The following is a 7,142-nucleotide window of genomic DNA, read 5'->3' as shown; positions in this document are numbered from 1 at the left end:
GTGGCAGCGCGTTCGATTTGGGGATGTGGTGGAAAATCTCAACGAGACGTGCGAGCCGGAGGCGGCGGGGTTGGAGCGGTTCATCGGGCTGGAACATCTTGAGCCGGGGTCGCTGCATATCCGGGCGTGGGGCAATGTGGCGGATGGCACGACGTTCACGCGGCGCTGCCGGCCCGGGCAGGTGCTGTTCGGCAAACGCCGGGCGTATCAGCGCAAGGTGGCGGTGGCGGAGTTCGACGCGGTGGTGTCCGGCGACATTTATGTGCTCGCGCCCAAGGGCGACCGGTTGCTGCCGGAACTCCTGCCGTTCCTCTGCCTCTCGGAGCGGTTTTTTCAGCACGCGGTCGGGACATCCGCCGGTTCGCTCTCGCCGCGCACCAACTGGAGCAGTCTCGCCAGCTTTGAGTTCGACCTCCCGCCGCTCGACCAGCAGCGCCGCATCGCCGAAATCCTCTGGGCGGTGGATGAAGTTGAGCAAACGCAGCAAAGCGCAGAATGCTCAACAGCCAGTTACCTCAATGCCGTTGTCGAAGCAGAGCTTGGAAAGATGTTTGAAGGCCCGTGTGAAGCACTATCGGGACTTTGGCCCGAAAGTCCTGACAGTGGATGTTCCGCTCCGCCAAGCACCGTTGAAACTGGCCACTTCGTTCTTTCCCTGACGGCACTTTCCGAGACTGGCTATCTCCGAGGCAACTTGAAACCAGTCAAGCCAACTGACGCGATGCTCGCGGCGCGTTTGTCGAAAGGTGATTTCCTGATTTCGCGGTCGAACACGCAAGAGTTGGTCGGATTGGTCGGAATCTATGATGAGGAACGCGACGATGTTTCGTTTCCTGACACCATGATGCGGCTTCACGTTGATGAAAATAAGGTCTCGAAACGGTTTCTTGAGCTTGTGCTTTCTTCGAGTCGCGGACGAAAACACATGATGCGGTCTGCGGCGGGAACAAGCGGCAGCATGAAGAAAATCAACAGGCAGACGCTCGGTCAGTGTCTTGTTCCAACGCCCTCGTTTGCGAAGCAGGACAAGATTCTGGAAGAGGCGACGCGCATTCGCTCCGCTCTGCGGGAGTTGGAAGTTTACGTGGCGTCAACTCAGTCGCTCAAACTGGCGATAACAAACTCGATTATCACATGAGCTTTAACGAATCCAACACCGTCGAGCAGATGATTCTCGATGCGTTGTCCGCCGACACCACCGGCGGCCACCGGCCGTTCGAGTTAAAAGACGCGCCCGGCTGGGGCGCTTCGCGTCGTGGAGTGCGGTGGCCCTCCACCGCTATTTTGTCCGGAGGTTTTGCATGAGCAAGTCAGCTTCCCAACCTCCCGCGCCGTCCGGCGGAGAAATCATCCTCTACCAAACCGAGGACGGGCGCACCCGGCTGGAAGTCCGGTTCAAAGACGAGACCGTCTGGCTCTCGCTCAATCAGATGGCCGACCTCTTCCAGCGCGACAAGTCGGTTATCTCCCGCCACATCAAGAATGTCTTTCAGGAGGGCGAATTGTCGCCGGAGGCAACTGTTGCAAAATCTGCAACAGTTCAAACCGAAGGCCGCAAGCAGGTTTCGCGCGACATCGAGTTCTACAACCTGGACGTGATCATTTCCGTGGGCTACCGGGTGAAATCGCATCGGGGCACGCAGTTCCGCATCTGGGCCACGCAGCGGTTGCGGGAATACATCGTCAAGGGCTTCACGATGGACGACGAGCGGTTGAAGAATCCGCCGGGCAAAGGGCAGAAGGATTATTTCGATGAGCAACTGGAGCGCATCCGCGACATCCGGTCGTCCGAGCGCCGGTTTTACCAGAAGGTGCTGGATATTTACGCGACGAGCGTGGACTACGCGCCGGACGAGGAGGTGTCGCAGCAGTTTTTCGCCACGGTGCAGAACAAGATGCACTGGGCGGCGCACGGGCAGACGGCGGCGGAGGTAATTCATGCGCGGGTGGATGCCACCAAGCCGTTCATGGGGCTGAAGACGACGCGGCCCGGCGGCATCATCCGCAAGGAGGACGTGAGCATCGCCAAGAATTATCTCGATGCGGACGAACTGGGCGTGCTGAACCGGATCGTGAACGCCTACCTGGAATTCGCGGAGTTGCAGGCGCTTCGGCGCAAGGTGATGACCATGCGGGACTGGATCGCCAAGCTGGATGATTTCTTGAACTTGTCCGCGCATGAATTGCTGAACCACGCGGGCAGGATTTCCGCCGAACAGGCGTGGGAGAAGGCGGAGTTGGAATACGAACAGTATCGCCGGTTGCTGGACGCGCAGCCGCGGCCGGTGGATTTGGATTTTGAAAAGGCCGTGGCCAAGATGAGCCAATCGCCGCAGGCCAAGAAACTCAAGCCACCCAAGCCATGAGCTTCAGCGAATCCAACACCGTCGAGCAGATGATTCTCGATGCGTTGTCCGCCGACACCACCGGCGGCAACCGGCCGTTTGAGTTGAAAGAGACGCCCGGCTGGGGCGCTTCGCTTGGCGGGGATATGGTGGCAGGTGCGGCTGCGCACTGGGAATACGCGCCCGCCGCTGACGTTCCCCGCCAAGCCGGCGAGGTGATGGTTGAACCGTGGTTGCGGCTGGCCCTCATCCGGCTCAATCCCGAAATTGCCAACCAGCCCGACCGTGCCGACGAGGTGATCTATGCGCTGCGAGCCATTCTGCTCGCGGTGCAGGCGGATGGCTTGGTCCGGGCCAACGAGAATTTCATGGATTGGTTGCGCGGCGAGAAGACCATGCCCTTCGGCCCGAATGGCGAGCATGTGCCCGTGCGGCTTGTGGATGCCGCGAACCCGGCGGCCAACCAGCTCGTGGTCACGAACCAATGGGTGTATCAGGCCGGCAGCGTGGAAAAGCGGTTCGACGTGGTGTTCCTGGTCAACGGTCTGCCCATCGTCATTGGCGAGGCCAAGACGCCCACGCGCAGCGCGGTGACGTGGTTCGATGGCGCGTTTCAGGTGAACGAGATTTACGAGAAACAAGTGCCGGCCATGTTCGTGCCCAACGTCTTTTCCTTCGCCACGGAGGGAAAGCATTTTCGCTACGGCTCGATCCGGATGCCCATAGATATTTGGTGTCCCTGGCGCACGCGGGAGAACGAGCCGGAAGGTTCATTGGCCGACGTGAAGCGCACGGTGGAAAGCATGCTCCAGCCCGGTGTGGTGCTGGACATTCTCCAAAACTTCACCGTGTTCGCCACGGACAAAAAGCATCGCCGCATCAAGATCATCGGTCGTTGGCAGCAGTATTTCACGGTGAACCAGCTCGTTGACCGCGTGATCAAAGGCCACCCCAAGAAGGGACTCATCTGGCATTTTCAGGGCAGCGGCAAGTCGTTGCTCATGGTCTTTGCCGCGCAGAAGTTGCGGTTGCATCCCAAGCTGGGCAATCCCACCGTTATCATCGTGGTGGACCGCATTGACTTGGACACGCAGATCACCAGCACCTTCAACGCCGCCGACGTGCCGAACATGGTCGGCGTGGCCACGCGGCAGGAGTTGCAGTCGTTGCTCGGGCAGGACGTGCGCAAGGTGCTCATCACCACGATTCACAAGTTTGGCGAGGCGGATGGCAAGTTGAACGAGCGCTCCAACATCATCGTGATGGTGGACGAGGCGCATCGCACGCAGGAAGGCGATCTGGGCCGCAAGATGCGCGAGGCGTTGCCGAATGCGTTCCTGTTCGGCCTCACCGGCACGCCCATCAATCGCGCCGACCGCAATACCTATTGGGCGTTCGGCGCGAACGAGGACGAGAAAGGCTACATGAGCCGCTACTCGTTCTCAGAATCCATCCGCGATAAGGCCACGTTGCCGCTGCATTTTGAAGCACCGGAGGTGAAGCTGAAGATCGACAAGGCGGCGATTGATGAAGCGTTCAAGCAGATCACCGGCGAGTTGAGCGAGCAGGACCGCGACGACCTCGCCAAGCGCGCCGCCAAGATGGCCGTGCTGGTGAAGAACCCGGAGCGCATCCGGGCGGTGGTGAATCACATCGTCACGCATTTTCAGTCGAAGGTCGAACCGAACGGCTTCAAGGCGCAGGTGGTGGTGTTCGACCGCGAGTGCTGCATCCTCTACAAGGCGGTGATGGATGAGTTGATCGGCCCGAAAGCCAGCGCCATCGTCATCAGCGGCGCGCAGCACGATCCGTTGGAATGGAAGCAGCACGTCCGCGACAAGGATGCCGAGGAGAAGTTGCTCGACCGTTTCCGCGACCCGGCCGACCCGCTGAAATACGTCATCGTCACCAGCAAGCTGCTCACCGGCTTCGACGCGCCGATCTTGCAGGTGATGTATCTCGATAAGCCGATGAAGGATCACAACCTTCTGCAAGCCATCTGCCGCACCAACCGCACGTTCGGACAGGAAAAGACGCATGGGCTGATCGTGGATTACATCGGCATCTTCGACGACGTGGCCCGGGCGCTGGACTTCGACGAAAAGGCCGTGCAACAGGTCGTCAGCAACATCGAGGAACTGCGCAAGGCGCTCCCGGTGCAGGTGCAGAAGTGTCTGGCCTTTTTCCCGCATGTGGACCGGAGCGTCGGCGGTTACGAGGGGCTGCTGGCCGCGCAGCAATGCCTGCCGACCAACGAAGTGCGCGACAAATTCGCCGCCAATTACATCGTGCTCGGCACGATTTGGGAGGCGCTGTCGCCCGACCCGTGCCTCAGCCCCTACGAAAAAGATTACCGCTGGCTGACGCAGGTGTATGAATCCGTCAAGCCGCCAAGCGGCAATGGCAAGCTGCTCTGGCACGCGCTTGGCGCGAAGACGGTGGAGTTGATCAACCAGAACGTCCACCTGGAATCCGTGCGCGACGATGTCGAGACGCTGGTGCTCGACGCGCAGGTGTTGGAGGATATTTTGAAGGATGCCGACCCGGCCAAGCGCGGGCGGGAAATTGAAATCCGGCTCATCGCCCGGCTGCGCAAACATTTCGGCAACCCAAAATTCACCGAATTGGGCGAGCGATTGGAGAAAATCAAGGAACGCCACGAACAGGGTTTCCTAAACAGCCTGCAATTCCTGAAAGAAATCCTCGAACTCGCCAAGGAAGTCCTGGAGGCGGAGAAAGAAGCCGACCCGAAAGAGGAACGCGACCGCGCCAAGGAAGCGCTCACGGATTTGTTCAAGGATGCCAAAACCAAGAACACGCACATCATCGTCGAGCGCATCGTCGCCGACATTGATGACATCGTGAAAAAAGTGCGTTTCCCCGACTGGCAGCGCACCAACGCCGGCGAGCGCCTCGTGCAAAAGGAACTCCGCCGCACCCTGCTGAAATACAAGCTGCACACCGACCAAGAATTGTTCGACAAAGCCTACGGGTATATCCGGCAGTATTATTGAAGAAGATTGATGTGCGCGCACGGGTCATTGATTGGGAGCAGCCGGCGAACAATGATTTCCTGCTGGTCAGCCAGTTCAGCGTCACGGGCGCGCTCTACACCTGCCGCCCGGATTTGGTCGGCTTCGTCAACGGCCTGCCGCTGGTCGTCATCGAGTTGAAGAAGCCCGGCGTGCCCGCGCGCGCGGCGTTCGACGAGAACCTGACGCACTACAAGGCGGAGATCCCGCAGCTCTTCTGGTTCAACGCGCTGCTCATCGCCTCGAACGGCACGGACAGCCGCGTCGGCTCGCTCACGGCGGATTGGGAGGTGCTAGCGCACGGCCACCTTCTTCGAGGTCCGAGCCGGACTGGCCTTCAACGCATCGAGCGCGAGGACGAGTTGCGTTGGGGGTTGCTGGTGCCGCGTCTGCTGTCGGGGCAGGTGGAATTGCCAGTGGCGGAGTAAGTCGGTAGCCTGTCGCCGCACTCAAACCGAACCTGAACATGGCCTGGCTACTTTTCATGGACGAGAGCGGGCACAGCCACAAGGAACTGCCTTACGAAGTGCGTGGCGGTTTCGCGCTGGCAGACACGCATCTGTGGCCATTCGTCCAGGATGCGCTGCGGCTGGAGCTTTCCTGTTTCGGCGCGCGGCTGGCGGATTACAAGTCCGAGATCAAGGGAATGAAATTGTTGTCGCAGGATCGTTTCGCGCACGCGACGCAGATGGCAGAGATCGAGGCGGGAAAGCGACAGCATTTGTGTCGGGCGTTGCTGCAAGCGGGCCTGGAAAAGCGTCCGCCGACGCGGGAACAATTGACGGCTTACGGGCAGGCGGCGCTGCGAATGGCGGATGGAATCTTCGTGCTGCTGGAACGACACAAGGCGCTGATCTTCGCGTCTGCCGTCCCGCGCGGGACGGCAAGGCCGCCGGCAAACGCGCCGCTCCCGCCGGATATTCTGCGCAAGGACCATGTTTTTCTGCTCGAACGGTTTTTCTATTTTCTGGAGCGCGAGCGGCAGATGGGTTTGCTGGTGATGGATGAGGTGGAGAAGCAGGAGGACCGCCGTTTCGTCCGGCGGCTTCAGGATTATTTCGTCAAGACGGCCAACGGGCGCGACCGCGCGCGCTGGATCGTGCCGTCGCCGTTCTTCGTGGCGTCGGACATGGCGTTGCCTGTGCAAGTCGCGGACGTGGTGATTTACGCGCTCAACTGGGGCTACCGGCATCCGGCGGAAATGACCGCGCCGACGCGACCGGAAATCGAGGCGCGTTATGGGGCGCAGATCGACAAGTTAGAGTGGCGCGGTGAAGGGTATGACGGCGTTCGCACCTACCGGAGTTTTGGCATCTTTTGCGTGCCGGACCTCTACATCCCCCGAACATGAAAAAGGAGACAATGCTTTTGAGTCCCCCTCACTCCAGAAGAGCAAAGGTTACTCGCAGCCGAGTCTCCACGCCCAATAAATCATATCCGGCCGGGGCTGACAACACCCCATTTTGCTAAAATGCCCCACGCCTACACCGAAGACCAGCTTGTCGAGCAGCCCGCCAAGGCCGAAGGGCCACCCTCACCTTGGTCCTCTCCCAGTGGGAGAGGAGATGATGGGTTGTTCGCGGAGCTTGGTTGGCAAGTGGCGTTGCCACACCCTCACCCCGGCCCTCTCCCAGGGGGAGAGGGAGCAGCCGGGCCGCCGCCCACGACTGGCGTTGCCGGCGAGCCGCGTGACGCGGGGTTGCTCGGGCGCGAGACCAAGGGCGAGGTGGTGCTTGTTCCCCGGTTGCGCGCGGCGTTGGAGAAG

The 7,142-nt window shown here is 60.4% G+C and carries 4 protein-coding genes and 1 pseudogene; all 5 read left to right on the top strand.

Going from position 1 to position 7,142, the window contains the following annotated elements:
• Nucleotides 1-1,138: restriction endonuclease subunit S (locus FJ398_24390; protein MBM3841035.1), on the top strand; the 1,138-nt coding region annotated here is incomplete at its 5' end.
• A 163-nt stretch (nt 1,139-1,301) separates the two neighbouring features.
• Nucleotides 1,302-2,366: a virulence RhuM family protein gene (locus FJ398_24385; GenBank protein MBM3841034.1), complete on the top strand. Its 1,065-nt coding sequence runs from the start codon at nt 1,302-1,304 to the stop codon at nt 2,364-2,366.
• Nucleotides 2,363-5,359, top strand: a complete 2,997-nt coding sequence (locus FJ398_24380) for a type I restriction endonuclease subunit R (protein MBM3841033.1) — start codon at nt 2,363-2,365, stop codon at nt 5,357-5,359. Before FJ398_24385 ends, FJ398_24380 begins: the two co-directional genes overlap by 4 nt.
• A gap of 14 nt (nt 5,360-5,373) precedes the next feature.
• Nucleotides 5,374-5,667 (top strand): annotated as a pseudogene (locus FJ398_24375) (type I restriction endonuclease subunit R).
• Nucleotides 5,668-5,843: 176 nt separating this feature from the next.
• Nucleotides 5,844-6,728: a DUF3800 domain-containing protein gene (locus FJ398_24370; GenBank protein MBM3841032.1), complete on the top strand. Its 885-nt coding sequence runs from the start codon at nt 5,844-5,846 to the stop codon at nt 6,726-6,728.
• Nucleotides 6,729-7,142 lie beyond the last annotated feature (414 nt).

This window comes from Verrucomicrobiota bacterium (assembly GCA_016871535.1).
Classification (GTDB): domain Bacteria; phylum Verrucomicrobiota; class Verrucomicrobiia; order Limisphaerales; family SIBE01; genus VHCZ01.
This window is presented reverse-complemented; position numbering and strand designations above follow the sequence as displayed.